At 70.8% G+C, this 10996-nt stretch carries 10 protein-coding genes; 3 read left to right on the top strand and 7 right to left on the bottom strand.

Going from position 1 to position 10996, the window contains the following annotated elements; all coding sequences use genetic code 11:
• Together ACIPSA_RS44485 and ACIPSA_RS44480 are read left to right on the top strand one after the other, a co-directional pair.
• A partial coding sequence (locus ACIPSA_RS44485; protein ID WP_402646178.1) for a transposase occupies positions 1-274 on the top strand: 274 nt, incomplete at its 5' end.
• Between the two features lie 25 nt (positions 275-299).
• A complete protein-coding gene (locus tag ACIPSA_RS44480) occupies positions 300-512 on the top strand; it encodes an integrase core domain-containing protein (RefSeq protein WP_402646177.1) in 213 nt (70 codons plus the stop codon).
• A gap of 367 nt (positions 513-879) precedes the next feature.
• Here the strand turns inward: ACIPSA_RS44480 and ACIPSA_RS44475 are convergent, their stop codons facing one another.
• The 4 genes from ACIPSA_RS44475 to ACIPSA_RS44460 form a co-directional block, all read right to left on the bottom strand.
• The gene (locus tag ACIPSA_RS44475; RefSeq protein WP_402646174.1) at positions 880-1644 is read right to left on the bottom strand and encodes a hypothetical protein; all 765 of its coding nucleotides are present in this window, start codon (positions 1642-1644) and stop codon (positions 880-882) included.
• A gap of 468 nt (positions 1645-2112) precedes the next feature.
• The gene (locus tag ACIPSA_RS44470; RefSeq protein WP_402646171.1) at positions 2113-3585 is read right to left on the bottom strand and encodes a sialidase family protein; all 1473 of its coding nucleotides are present in this window, start codon (positions 3583-3585) and stop codon (positions 2113-2115) included.
• Between the two features lie 842 nt (positions 3586-4427).
• Complete coding sequence (locus tag ACIPSA_RS44465; RefSeq protein WP_402646169.1) at positions 4428-4634, bottom strand: hypothetical protein; 207 nt, start codon at positions 4632-4634, stop codon at positions 4428-4430.
• Between the two features lie 349 nt (positions 4635-4983).
• Positions 4984-5259: a hypothetical protein gene (locus ACIPSA_RS44460; protein ID WP_402646166.1), complete on the bottom strand. Its 276-nt coding sequence runs from the start codon at positions 5257-5259 to the stop codon at positions 4984-4986.
• A gap of 842 nt (positions 5260-6101) precedes the next feature.
• Between ACIPSA_RS44460 and ACIPSA_RS44455 the strand changes: the two genes are divergently transcribed.
• A complete protein-coding gene (locus tag ACIPSA_RS44455; protein ID WP_402646163.1) occupies positions 6102-7505 on the top strand; it encodes an MFS transporter in 1404 nt (467 codons plus the stop codon).
• A 45-nt stretch (positions 7506-7550) separates the two neighbouring features.
• On the opposite strand, the gene ACIPSA_RS44450 is transcribed toward ACIPSA_RS44455, so the two are convergent.
• From ACIPSA_RS44450 to ACIPSA_RS44440, 3 genes are all read right to left on the bottom strand, one after another.
• On the bottom strand, positions 7551-9518 hold the full coding sequence (locus ACIPSA_RS44450) for a helix-turn-helix domain-containing protein (protein WP_402646161.1): 1968 nt from the start codon (positions 9516-9518) through the stop codon (positions 7551-7553).
• 76 nt (positions 9519-9594) lie between these two features.
• Complete coding sequence (locus ACIPSA_RS44445) at positions 9595-10395, bottom strand: 3-hydroxybutyrate dehydrogenase (protein WP_402646158.1); 801 nt, start codon at positions 10393-10395, stop codon at positions 9595-9597.
• Between the two features lie 45 nt (positions 10396-10440).
• Positions 10441-10929: an NUDIX hydrolase gene (locus tag ACIPSA_RS44440; RefSeq protein WP_402646155.1), complete on the bottom strand. Its 489-nt coding sequence runs from the start codon at positions 10927-10929 to the stop codon at positions 10441-10443.
• Between the last annotated feature and the right edge of the window lie 67 nt (positions 10930-10996).

The following is a 10996-nucleotide window of genomic DNA, read 5'->3' as shown; positions in this document are numbered from 1 at the left end:
GCTCGCGGGCATCGCGCCCGTGCCCACCGGCTCCGGCATGACCGGCGGCAGGCACCGCATCAACCACGGCGGCCACCGCCAGCTGAACGCCGCGATCTACCGAACCGTCATCGTCCGAATGCGGTTCCATCAGCCCACGATCGACTACGTCGCCCGCCGCACCGCCGAGGGCAAGACAAAACGCGAGATCATCCGCTGCCTCAAGCGCTACGTCATCCGCGAGGTCTACCACCTGCTCCGACCCGCTCCACGGACAGCCTCCGGAGCGAGTTGACAACTATAGGAGCGTCAATGCCCTGATGGAGTCCACGATCGGCCTGTTCAAGACCGAGTTGATCAAGCCTCGCCGGCCATGGAAGACGCTCTCCGAGGTCGAGCTGGCCACCGCCGAGTGGATCGACTGGTACTGCCATCGCCGACTCCACGGTGAGATCGGGCACATCCCACCCGTCGAATACGAGATCAACTACTACCGAGCAACCACGAAACCCCAGGTCGCAGCCACAAAGTAGAGTCTCGATCAAACCCGGAACGGTTCAGGACCGTTCGTGACGTGCGGTGGAACGAGCTCGTTTGCCACGCTGATAGCGGCGGCCACATACAAGCCGGCGTCCAGAAAGCATGCTGACGCTTCTCTCGCGCCAGTCGTACCTCGCGTTCCACGGCTGCCTCAGCTTTCGCGTCCGCGCGTGCAGCCGCCTCCCGCTACACGTCCAGTTGCCTCAGCTGGATTTGGTGTTCCCGCTTCAGTTGCAGTTCCAGGGCTTCGAAGACAACCTTGAGTTGCTCCGGTCCGCTGAGGGCGGCACTCCACTTCATGGCGATCTCCAGCCCCGCCGAGACGACAGGATCACCAGAAGAGGCCGCAGCGGTCTGTGGTCATGGGTTGGCCGTCGCAGTGGAACGCACGCCGGGCGTTGGAGAGGCGGACAGCGGGGGATAACTCGGGTGCAGAGAGGGGGACAGCGGATCCAGCGACTCGCACAGCGAGGACGGGAAGGCAGGCTCCTTGCGCTGCACGTCCCGGCAGCCTCCGGCCGAGGTCCGGATGATCGACTCCCAGCCCGATTTCTTGGCCCGGAAGAACCAGCGGTCGCCCAGACGGGAAGAGCAGGCAGGGTCCGTCGAGTCGCCGCAGGCCGGCCCCGTGCGCCAGGAGAAGTCCAGCACCAGCCACTTCCCGTCGCACCTCTCCGAGTCCCGGTACGTGTGCTCGGGCGCGCCGACCGCCATCAACGCCTGATCATAGGAGGCGGCGGTACAGCCGGTGGCCGGCGGTGTGCAGCCCAGCTTTCCGCACAAACGCAACGCGGGCGGCTTGGCACCATCGGCGGTGAAGCGGGTGTAGTGGTCGACGATCACGTCCCGGTCGCCCAGCGGCTCGGGCAGCCTGACCTTTGCCGTGGCCGTGCTCTCTTCGGTGCACCCGGAAGCCCTGTCCCCGGACGGCGAGGTGAAGGTGACCTGCACCCGCACGAGGTCCGTCATCGGGTCGGTGAGCGCTGCCTTGAGCTTGCGCACGCACGCGTGAGCACCACTGGGCACCTGCGTGTCGAGAAGCAGCGTGCGCCGGTCCCCGCCGAGATGGACTCCGGTGACCGCGGAAGGCTGCATCGTGGTCCACGGGATCGGCTCGATTGCCACCGGTGAGGGCGACCTCTCGTCCTCCTGACCGGCCACCTGCGTCCCGCACGCGCCGAGGAACAGCACGGCAACGGCGCAGAGCAAGGCGGCCGCTCGACGCGTTCCACCTGATCTTCGCAAGAGCGCTCAATCCCCCCGGCACGCACCGACGTTTCCCAGGCCAATATAAGACGGTGGCCGGGCTCACCAGCTGGGTGGGTGCGCTATCGAGCCGACGCTCTGTTGTAAGCCCCGTCGTGCGAGAATCGACTTACTCTGTTCCTCCCGGTTCCTCTCACCCCTGTCCCGCGTCTGACCAGCAGTTCCGGTCAGTCACGGACCGAACCGCGTTCACGCGACCCCAGAGCAGCAGGCCCGCCCCGCCGGGCGGGACGCGGCCGAACCTCCCCGCCCAACGTGGTCACGGAGTGGGCCCGAGGCCTGTCTGCGGCCGTCGGCGGTCGGGCCGGCCGACTGCGTCCGCGTCGGTCAGCGGGTGCGGAGACTGCCGGTGTACACGTCCGTACGGTTCTGTGGTGCGCCGGAGTTGGTCTCGGTGAGCACCGCCCGTACTCCCTTGCCGTCTGCCACCAGGCCTTGGTAGTCGCCGAGGAAGTAGCCCCCGGCGAACGGCGCCTGCAGCCAGTCGAAGACCCGCGAGATCCGTCGTTCGGTCCGGAGCTTCGGGTTTCCCTGCTGCAGCGCGGCCAGTTGGTAGGCGGTGGGCAGGGTGGTGGTGTTGCCGGGCTTGAGGAAGCGCAGGTCGTAGTAAGTGAGCGCGACCGTGCCCCGCTCGGCGACCGCGATCGACGGTGAGAAGGCCGGAACGCCCTTGGGGCTGATCAGCTCCGGGGTCCCCCAGGTGCGTCCGCCGTCGGTGGACCGCACAAGCTGGACGGAGTCGAACTTTCCACCGGAGAAGTCCGAGCCCTCGTAGGCCATGTACAGCGTGCCGGTCTTGGGGTCGACGGCCGGGCTCGGCAGGGTGGACCCGGCGCGCAGCAGTTTGGTGGGGTCGTTCGGGTCGACCTCCGGTACGGCGGTGTCCCGGGCCACGGTGACCGGGGCGCTCCAGGTCTCTGCGGCGTCGGTCGAGGTGACCACCTCGTAGCGGGCTTCGACGACGGTGCTCAGATCGTCGGCGTAGGTGATCCGGTCGAAGAAGTCGTACAGGGTGCCGGTGCGCCGGTCGGCGACGATCAGATGACCGATGGTCTGGGTGTTGGGCACGGTGCTGGTGTCGACGAACGGCCGGGCCTTGCTCCAGGTGCGGCCGCCGTCGCGGGTGAGGGAGATGTAGCCGGGACCGTCGAGGGAGCTGGGGCCGGGTGGGTCGTTGTCGAGGCGGTCCCAGACCTGGTAGGCGGTGCCCTTGCGGATCGGGTCGGCGGTGAGTGAGGGCTTGTCGTTGAAGAACGGCTGCTCGTCGACGTGCGTGGTGGTGAGGTTCCGCCAAGTGCGGCCGCCGTCGCGGGAGGTGACTGCCAGGAGGGCGCTGCGCGTGCTCTTCGTGAAGTCGACGCCCTCCCCGCCGGCGTAGACCGTGCCGTCCGGTCCGGTGCTCACCCAGGGGTCGGTGGCCCGCTCGTAGTCCGCGCCGCCGGGGGCGCACAGGCTGAACGGCAGCGTGCTCCGGTGGAAGGTGTGGCCGTCCGTGGTCCAGCCGGCCGCCAGGCCACGGGCGCCGCCGTCGTTCCAGCGGTCCTGCTGGAACACGGTGACCACGCGCTTGGGGTCGCGCGGATCGACGGACAGGTACGGCTCGACCTCGGTGGCCGGGTAGACGATGCTGTCGGGGGACCTCGCTCCGATGGTGCACTCCGCGTACGGGTCGCCGCGGGACACCTTGACCAGTGGTGTGCCGTCGGGGTTTCGGTCTGCTGCGGCGGGATTCGCGCCGGTGACCGTGACGAGCAGGAGCGCGGCGGTGGTGACGGCGGTCAGGGGCAGGAAAACGCGCATGCGGGATCTCCTCCGGGCCTGTCGGCCGTGGTACGGGACCGCCGTCATCGGGGCGGCCTGGGGCGCGGAGGAGTACCGGAACGCGAGGGTGGGGCGACTCCGCTTGGTCCTTTTCGGCGTTGCAGCCGGTGCCCTTGATGGGCCGAACGACGGAGTCATCCCCGGGGTCGTCGAGGAGCACGGCGGAGCCGACCGGCGGGTGCACCGTGCCGGTCGGCTCCTTGGTCGTGCTGTTACGGCGCCGTCTCGTAGGTCCCCGGAGAGGGCCGTGGGCCGCGTGCCGGTTGGCGATGCCGGCGGGGTCGGCCTTGGCTCAGACGAGTTGGTGGAGCGGGATGACCTGCTGGACCTCTTCCACGGTGGGGATGAGTCAGGGCATCGGCAAAGGGCCACCTCAATGCGGACAGCGGCGCGATCATCGCCCGCGCCAGAAGGAAGACCCCATCACCGTCGGCACATCCAGGCTCGATCGAGGCCGGCGGGACTGCTCATTCTTCTGCGCCTGTTCAAGACCTGCCGAGTGTCAACAACGCCCGTGATCCATACAGCTGGGAAATCCGAATCAATACAGCTGGGAAATGCGAACGACCTCGTCGGTCACTGTATGACGACATGGCCGAGGCCGTTCAGGACGGCGGTGAGCGCGGTGTTCAGGACGGCGCGGACGGTCTCGAAGCGGTGACGGCCCTGGCTTCGAGACGGTCGGCGTCCACCATCGCGAGTGCCGCGGTGTCGGGGCGGGCGCGGGCGATCCACCCGACGGTGGACCGGGTGCCGTCACTCCATACCCACCGCGCCGGGTGCACCGGCCGGACTGGTTTGCCCAGCCGTGCGCCCACCGGTCAAGTGATCGCCTGCGTGGTCCCGTCGGGCAGCGCGCAGGCGTAGCCGTCGTAGGGGCGTGCAACGATCCGTCCGCCGGCGGCCGTGCAGTCGTCTCTGGAGATGTTCGGAGACGAGGCGGCCCCGGCGCTGACAGCGCCGACGGCGCTCACGCCGGCAAGGGTTGCCGCGGCCAGGGCGAGGCCCAGGATTCTTCGCATGCGCATGACTTCCTCCTCCTCTCAGGCGCCTTTTTCGGCCTTCGGGAAGGCCAAGTCTCAAGACGACGGCGCCCTCTTACTCAGCATGGGCGCTCCGCATGATGCCCGCGAGGCAAGGCTGGGCGCCGCGCCCGGGCGGTGACTGCCCGGCCCCGGAGAGGCATGACGTCACCGACCTCGACCGGCCGCATCGGTACGCCGCGTGCGCGTCGGCAGAGCGGGGCGACGTCGATGTCCTTGGCGTCGAGACCGCCCACCGGGGCCGCGTTGTGTCCGGGCAGTCCGGGCGGTGAGGAGGAGACGGGCCGTACCTGCCTCCGACCGGTGCCGGCGGGCGGCTGCTGCGCGCGGTCCTCTAACGCGGTTCGTGGGCCGCCGCCCGGCAGGCAGCGGTCGCGGCGCCGCCCGCCACTCCGGCCCCGGTCAGCCCGGTCACACAACCTTGCAGGTCTCCGACCACGCCACGGCCGCAGGCCGCTGTGACGGAGTCGGAAGCGGTGGCACCGGCCAGTTCGGCCATCTGCGTGCAGGCGGGGATGTCCGCCCGGACCGCGGGAGCGGCGAGGACGGCACCACCGAGGGTGATGGTCAGGCCGGTGAGGGCACCGGCGATACGGGTCGACGTGCGCATGGGACGCACCTGCCTTCCGGGTTGGTCGCGCGGTCCAGGTCCCGGCGGGCCGGATCCACGCGGTAAGGCCGCCTGGCGACGCTCGGTGAGTGGTGCCCCGGCCGGCGGGCTCACAGACTGACCGCACGATTCTGCGTCGCATCCATTGAGCCGCACCGGGACATGGTCGCCAGGCCGAAGGAGAGGGCCCCGGACCGGATGAGACGCACTCGGACCTCCACTCGCGGTCCCCTCACTCCAGCGTCGCATCCTCTCCCCCGCCCGTCCTGGGCACCCGGGGGGGGCGGCCGCGCTGAGTAACTGCGATTGCGCGAAGCGCGGTAGCCGGCCCGTCCGGCCGACCAGGTGGATCGGACGGCCCAGCGTCCCGCCCTGCCTGTCCCCTGCACACCGTCGGGCGCGGCTCGGCCGGGGAGGCGGCCGGCCTTCGCTTCCCCGCGAGGTGCTGGGCCGAACGCGCACCACGCGCAGGCGCAACGCCCTGTCCGTGCCCGCAGAACCGAGCGGCAATGCCGGGTCGGCCTCTCGGTCTGGTCGCCCACCACGGAACGGCCCTGAGCTGATCAGCCCCAAGATGTCCGAGTTCAACGGAGCGCAGTCAGCACCAAACCAGCACGGGAGTCAGCACCGCACTGTCAAATCACCCCGAACTACGCGTCCCGGACGGCACTCGTTTCGACCACCTTCGAGCCCCTGAACCGCCCTTCCATGAGTCGGCATGGTGGCCACACGCATAGCCAACCCTCGAACTATGTTGCCCCACCACATGTGCCCCTGACGTGCGTGTTTCTACGGTGTGCCGACACGTACCCGTCCCCACCGCACACGAGGAAGTGGCGCACATGGCCTCCGGAACCACCGCTCCCCCACCACCCGTGAACCTCAAGCGCATCGTCGCCGCCAGCCTCATCGGTACCACCATCGAGTGGTACGACTTCTTCCTCTACGGCTCGGCCGCCGCTCTGGTCTTCAACAAGTTGTTCTTTCCGGACTCGGACCCGCTCGTCGGCACGCTGCTGTCGTTCCTGACGTATGCCGTCGGGTTCGCCGCGCGGCCCCTGGGCGCGCTGGTCTTCGGGCACTACGGTGACCGGCTGGGCCGCAAGAAGCTGCTGGTGCTGAGCCTGCTGCTGATGGGGGGCGCGACCTTCGCCATCGGGCTGCTGCCCACGCACGCCTCCGTCGGGGCCGCCGCTCCCGTCCTGCTCACGGCTCTCCGTCTCGTCCAGGGCTTCGCGCTCGGTGGTGAGTGGGGCGGGGCCGTGCTGCTGGTGTCCGAGCACGGGGACGCGCGGCGGCGCGGGTTCTGGGCCTCGTGGCCGCAGACCGGGGCGCCGGCCGGGCAGTTGCTGGCGACCGGTGTGCTGTCGCTGCTCACCGCCGTGCTGTCGGACGACGCCTTCGGCAGTTGGGGCTGGCGGATCCCGTTCCTGCTCTCCGGCGTGCTGGTCGTCATCGGTCTGTGGATCCGGCTGTCCGTCGACGAGTCTCCCGTGTTCCGTGAGGCGTTGGAGAGGGCGGAGGCCCGGAAGGCGGAGCGCGCGGGGGACACGGAAAAGCTGCCGCTCGTCTCCGTGCTGCGGCACCACTGGCGCGATGTGCTGGTGGCGATGGGCGCGCGCATGGCGGAGAACATCAGCTACTACGTCATCACCGCGTTCATCCTTGTCTACGCCACCACGTCCGCCGGCGTCTCCAGGCAGACGGCGCTGAACGCGGTGCTCATCGGTTCCGCCGTGCACTTCGCGGTCATTCCGCTCTGGGGCGCGCTGTCGGACCGGGTCGGGCGCCGGCCCGTCTATCTGTTCGGCGCGGCCGGGATCGGCCTGTGGATGTTCCCCTTCTTCTCGCTGGTCGACACGGGTTCGTTCGGGAACCTGGTCGTCGCCGTGACCGTGGGGCTGGTGCTGCACGGCGCGATGTACGCGCCCCAGGCCGCCTTCTTCTCCGAGATGTTCGCGACCCGGATGCGGTACTCCGGTGCTTCCATCGGCGCCCAGTTCGCCTCCGTGGCGGCCGGCGCGCCCGCGCCGCTCATCGCCACCGCGCTGCTCGCCGACTACGGCAGCTCGACCCCGATCGCCCTGTACGTGATCGCGGCGGCCGTACTGACGCTGGTCGCCGTCGGGATGGCGAAGGAGACCCGGCACCGGGACCTCGCCGATGTCGCCGCCGGGGCCGATGGCAGGACCGTGGGCGACTCGGAAACCGCCACGGTCCGGGCTTCGGGTGCGCCCACCACGTGATCCGGCACGCCCGCACCGGCCCCCGTACGGTCGTCCGTACGGGGGTCAGTGGCGCTCCGGTGCCGCCAGTCCGTGCAGACGCAGCGCGAGTTGGATCTCCAGGGCGCGTTCCGGGCCCTGCCAGTCGTCGCCCAGGAGGCGGGCGACGCGCTCCAGCCGCTGGGCCACCGTGTTGACGTGGACGTGGAGTTCGTCCTTGGTGCGGGCCGGGCTCATGCCACAGGCGAAATAGGCGTCGAGGGTGCGCAGCAGTTCCGTGCCGCGCCGTTCGTCGTACTCCACCACCGGGCCGATGGTGCGGTCGACGAAACCGGTGACGTCCCGCTCGCCCGCGAGGAGCAGACCGAGGAAGCCGAAGTCCTGGGCGGCGGCACCGTCTCCGGAGCGGCCGAGGAGGCGCAGCGCGTCGAGACAGCGGCGGCCCTCGGCGTAGGCGGCGGGCAGGGCGTCGGGGTGTGCGAGGAGGTCGTCGACGGGGGCGGAGGCGCCTACGGTGACCCGTTCGTGGACGGCCGCGCCGAGGTGGCGGGCGGTACGGCGGGCCAGCTCGGTGGCGGTGTCGGCGGGGCCGAGGGGCAGCAGCAGGACGGTGCCGCCGTCACGGGCGGCTGCCAGGCCGTGCCGGGTCGCGGCGAGGTGGGACGCGGCGGCCCACAGACGGCGGCGGGCGGCGGCCTCCTGTTCGGCGTCGACCGCCGGGTCGTCGAGTCGGGCGGCCAGGACGACATGGGTGGCGTCGAGGTCGGCGTGCAGCCGGGCGGCGCGGTCGCGCAGCAGACGGGGGTCACGGTCGCGGGCGTCGAGGAGGTCGTCGAGGAGTTCGCCTCGCACGCGTTGCTCGGCCTCGGCGGCGGAGCGGCGGGCGAGCAGGAGCAGGGAGGTGACCATCGCGGCGCGTTCCAGGGTGCGCTGGTCGACAGGGTCGAGGCCCGGGTGGCCGCACAGCACGAGGGCGCCGAGGAGTTCACCGCCCGCGGCCACCGCGGCGATCCAGTCGTCCCCGTGCCGCACCGCGTGGCCTTCGGCCCGGGACGCCTCCAGCGCCTTCGCCGGTGCGGCGTCCGCCTCCGCGAACTCGACCGCGCCGGCGAGGACTTGGGAGACCGCGGCGGCGACGTCGTGGACTCCGCCGCCGCGCAGCACCAGCTCGGCGAGCCGGTCGTGGACGTCCGAGGCGCGCTCGATGACCGCGCTGCGGTCCCGGATGATCTCGTTGGCGCGCTCCAGGCCGGCGAGCGCCGAGCGGGTCTCGGTGAGCAGGTTCGCGGTGTCGATGGCGGCGGCGGCCAGCGCGGCGAAGGAGCCGAGCAACGCGATCTGCTCCCGTTCGAAGACCCGGGCGCGCCGGTCGGCGGCGAACAGCACGCCGATGACGTTGGGCCCCAGCATCAGGGGCACGCCGAGGATGGCGACCAGGCCCTCGTCCCGCACACCCGAGTCGATGACGAGGGTGTGCTGGAAGCGGTCGTCCTTGAAGTAGTCGTCGGTGACGTACGGCCGGGCCGTCTGGGCGACGAGGCCGCCGAGGCCCTCCCCCATGCCCAGGCGCAGCTGCTGGAAGCGGGCCGCGACCGAGCCCTCGGTCACCCGCATATAGGTGTCGCCCCGGGCCGGGTCGTTGAGGCTGAGGTAGGCGACGTCCGTGCCGAGCAGCGAGCGGGCGCGCTGCACGATGGCCTGCAGGACCGCGTCCACGTCCCTGAGGCCCGCCAGGTCGTGCGCCGTCTCGAAGAGGGCGGACAGCTCCGCCTCGCGTCGGCGTCGTCCCTCCAGCTCCGCGCGGACCCTCAGGGCGAGGAGCTTGGCGTGCTCCAGCGCGGCGATCCGGTCGGCCGGTCTGCCCTCGGCGCGGGCGAGCAGCGCCGGCTGCTCGTACGCCTCCGCCGCCGCGTCGCGGGCGAGCAGTTCGAGGAACGGCGTCTCGGCGCCGCCGTCGGAGGTGACGGGGACGCCGGTCGGGGCACCCGAACCGGTGGCAGGGCGCCCGGCGGACTGCACGTGATCGCGGGACATGCTCACAGGATTCCGCATCGTCCGTCCGTCCCGTCGGGCCTGTGGAAAACTTCCGGTCCCGCGGGCGGCGGGCCGCTCAGTGCGCTGTCCAGCCGCCGTCGAGCACCAGCGACGTACCGGTCACGAAGGACGCCTGCGGGCTGCACAGGTACGCCACGGCCTCCGCGACCTCCTCCGGCTCGATGAGCCGCTTGACGGCGCTGTCCTGCAGGAGCACCTCGGCCAGGACGCGTTCCTCGGGGATGCCGTGCGCCCGTGCCTGGTCCGCCAGCTGCTTCTCGACCAGTGGAGTGCGCACATAGGCGGGGTTCACACAGTTCGAGGTGACACCGTGGGGCCCTCCTTCCAGCGCGGCCGTCTTGGACAGCCCTTCCAGCCCATGTTTGGCGGCCACATAGGCCGACTTGTAGGCCGAGGCCCGCAGACCGTGCACGGAGGACACATTGACGATGCGGCCCCAGCCCTGCCCGTACATGTGCGGCAGGGCACCACGGATGAGCCGGAACGGCGCCTCCAGCATCACGGTCAGCACGGTGTGGAAGACCTCGGGCGGGAACTCCTCGATGGGGCGCACCAGCTGCAGTCCCGCGTTGTTGACCAGGACGTCGGTGCCGGCGGCGGCGAGTTCCGCGGCATCCAGGTCGGTGAGGTCCAGCACCTGCGGTTCGACGCTGCCCGCCAGCGCCCCGGTGAGGTCCGCCAGCAGCTCCAGGCCCGCCGCGTCCCGGTCGACCGCTCTCACCTTGGCCCCGGCGGCCGCGAGGCGCAGCGCGCAGGCGCGACCGATGCCGCCGGCGGCTCCGGTGACGAGGGCGGTGCGGCCGCCCAGGTCGAGGGAGGGGGCGTGGGGGCCGGGGAGTGGGCTCTGCGAGGTCATGAGCCGACACTAGGCACCGGTCGCGGCCGCCCACATATGGTCTGCTCACATACTTGAGTCGAGACCTGTGGGGTCAAACCATGTGGGTGCCTCCGACATGGCCTGCTTGATCCGGAACAGCGCGAACTCGTTCAGCTCCGGCAGCCCGTCGACCGGGAACCAGCCGACCTCCAGTGACTCGTCGTCGTTCACCCGTGCCTCACCGCCCACGGCCCGGCAGCGGAAGGTGATGTCCATGAACTGGCACACGTCGCCGTTGTCGTAGGTGACGGGGGCCAGGGCCTGGACGAGCACCACCCGCTCGACGACACAGCGCACGGCCGTCTCCTCGAAGACCTCGCGCACGGCGCACGCCGCCGGCTGCTCTCCCGGCTCCGGGATGCCGCCGATCAACGACCACCGGCCGTTGTCGGCTCGACGGCCCAGCAGCACTCTGCCCGCGTCGTCGAAGACGACGGCGGCGACCCCCGGGAGCCACAGCAGCTGGTGGCCCGCGGAGGCCCGGATCGTACGGATGAATTCCGGAGTAGCCATGATCCCGACCCTAACGGGCCCGATCCGTCACCGCGGTGCGAGCCACGGTGCGTGCACGAGGCGTACG

Source organism: Streptomyces sp. NPDC086549 (assembly GCF_044746205.1).
GTDB lineage: Bacteria > Actinomycetota > Actinomycetes > Streptomycetales > Streptomycetaceae > Streptomyces.
Note: the sequence above shows the minus strand (reverse complement) of the source record. Positions and strands in the feature narration are given on the sequence as shown.